Origin of the sequence: Mycobacterium ostraviense (assembly GCF_002705925.1) — a bacterium.
GTDB classification, from domain to species: domain Bacteria; phylum Actinomycetota; class Actinomycetes; order Mycobacteriales; family Mycobacteriaceae; genus Mycobacterium; species Mycobacterium ostraviense.
The window spans coordinates 1-2,118 of the sequence record NZ_NKRE01000028.1 but is presented as its reverse complement, the minus strand read 5'-3'; the positions used below and the strand labels follow the sequence as shown (position 1 = coordinate 2,118).

General features: G+C 65.1%; 1 protein-coding gene and 1 pseudogene. One reads left to right on the top strand and one right to left on the bottom strand.

The features are described 5' to 3' along the window. Window positions 1–171 (bottom strand): annotated as a pseudogene (locus CDN38_RS31460) (hypothetical protein); the annotation flags it as partial. 408 nt (window positions 172–579) lie between these two features. Between CDN38_RS31460 and CDN38_RS27685 the strand changes: the two are divergent. Then, the gene (locus CDN38_RS27685; protein ID WP_075509591.1) at window positions 580–1,977 is read left to right on the top strand and encodes an IS1380 family transposase; all 1,398 of its coding nucleotides are present in this window, start codon (window positions 580–582) and stop codon (window positions 1,975–1,977) included. The last annotated feature ends 141 nt before the right edge of the window (window positions 1,978–2,118 follow it).

Sequence of the window (2,118 nt, the reverse complement as noted above, 5' to 3'; positions counted from 1 at the left end):
TGCACCCGTCGCCCCGCACAGCTCGTCGCGCTCCATTTCGGCGGCGATCTCCACGATGCGCCCATCAATCGCGTTGCGCTGACCGGCCAACTCCGCCAACTCCGCAAACAGCACCTCAAGACGCTCACCAGGACCGGCCACCACGGCGCCAGCGGGTGCACTCGAAGACATGACGTCATCATCGCAGCCACCACTGACATTTAGGTTTGGTGAGTGCCCGCGGACGGCCGAACCACTGACTGGAACACCCCTTGGTGATTCCTGGATTTTGAGTGGTCGTCCGCGGGCACCGTCTCAAGGACCGGCTGGTGTCTCTGTTCGGGAACTTGAAGCCGCTTGATGGCGGACTTCTGCTTCGGGAATGTCTGGGCTATGCCGTTCGGGTCTTGGACCGAGTCCCCCTCGTATCAGCGGAAAGGATGTTCGTGGAACAGGCACTTAGCCTCAATGCCGGGTAGTTAAGGCCGATTTTTCGCGAAACTCGGGGTGACACACCATTGAATTAGCGAAAGTGCCTGTCCTGCAAGGGATAATGAGACTTCTCGACGGTCCATCATTCCGAGCGGAGGCACTTTCTAGGTGAAGAGTAGCGCAGCGTTTTCTCGGGTGAAAGTGTCGGCGGACGGCCAGGGCGTCGTGTCGCACGCCGGAGTGGGTATGTTGCGTGAGGTCGCGGATCTGACCGGGTTATCGTCGCAGGTCAGCACCGCGCTGGCCGACACCTATCAGGGGCCATGGATTCATGCGCCTGGGGATGTATTCGCCGATCTGGCCGCCGCGGTGGCCGACGGCGCGGATTGTGTCGACGGGGTCGGCCAGTTGTGGGGCGATCGCAAGCACGCCTTTGGGACTGTCGGCTCGACGACCACACTGTGGCGCCTGGTCGATGAACGCATCGATGCCGCCCACCTGCCGCGCATTCGGGCGGCCCGGGCGCACGCCCGTCAGCGGGCGTGGACTGCCGGTGCGGCACCCGATCATGATGGGTGGCTGCATCTGGATGTGGATGCCACCATCACGATCGACCACTCCGATAACAAGGAAAACGCGGCCGCGACCTGGAAGAAGACGTTCGGGCACCACCCGCTGCTGGTGTTTTTGGACCGCCCCGACATCGCCTCCGGCGAGGCGCTGGCCGGGCTGCTGCGAGCGGGCAACGCCGGCAGCAACACCACCGCCGACCACATCAGCGTGCTGGATCAGGCGCTGGCGTCGTTGCCCGCGTCGCATCGCCCGGACCCCGATAACCCCGAGGCCCCACAGATTTTGATCCGCTCGGATTCGGCCGGGGCCACCTACGGGTTCGCCGCAGCCTGCCGTAAGGAGGGGGTGGGGTTCTCCCTGGGCGCGGTCATCGACGCCTCGGTGCGCCAGGCCGCCGAGCTGCTGAACACCGCCGATACTTGGTATCCGGCGATCAGCACCGACGGCGGTATCCGCGACGGCGCCTGGGTGGCCGAGGCCACCGAGTTGGTGGACCTGGCCAACTGGCCGGCAGGCACCAGGCTGATCCTGCGCAAGGAACGCCCCCATCCCGGCGCCCAGTTGAGGTTCACCGACACCGACGGGCACCGCATCACCGGGTTTCTCACTGACACCCCCGACGGGGTGATCCCAGGACAGCTGGCCGGCCTGGAACTGCGGCATCGTCAGCACGCCCGTGTGGAAGACCGGATCCGCCAAGCCAAGGCCACCAGCCTGCGTAACCTACCGTTCAACGCATTTGCAGCCAATGCCGCCTGGCTTGAAATCATCATGGCCGCAACCGATCTGATCGCCTGGGCTAAACTCATCGGCTTCACCGGGCACCCCGAGCTGGCCCGCTGCGAGGTCCAGGCGTTCCGCTACCGGGTCCTACACGTCGCCGCCCGTATCACCCGCGGCGCCCGCCAAATCCGGCTGCGCATCGACGCCACCTGGCGCTGGGCGCACGCCATCGCTACCGCCTGGCACCACATCCGCGCCGCCTTCACCTAACCGCAAGACCGCCGTCCCCACCAGACGAAAGACCCACCGGCCCTAGGAGGGTGGTGTTTTTCGCGTGGCGTTGACCCGATAGTCGGGCGTGATCGGTGAGAATGGTTGGGTGAGTTTGGGTTTGACGCCGAAGCAGGCGGA